Consider the following 294-nt stretch of genomic DNA (forward strand, 5'->3'; position numbering starts at 1 on the left):
TATAACTATACTTTACTCCTGGAGGAATAGGAAAGGTAACAGTATTTCCGTTATATGTGTACAAATCATTTTCTCCATCATATGAAGACCAAGAACCAGCGTAATATGTATCGTTTGTATTTGTTAAACATTCTTGACCAGCAAACATAATCATCGGCAGCATACAAGCTATTAGTAAAACAAAAATAAAAGAATCAAAGGAATTAAAAAGGAAGTGAGTATATTAGTTATTTTTTCTTTATTATATTCTTCATTAGTTTAATCCTCTTGTTTTGGCAAATTGGTCTATTTCAC

The organism is Acetivibrio cellulolyticus CD2, assembly GCF_000179595.2.
Taxonomy (GTDB): Bacteria; Bacillota; Clostridia; order Acetivibrionales; family Acetivibrionaceae; genus Acetivibrio; species Acetivibrio cellulolyticus.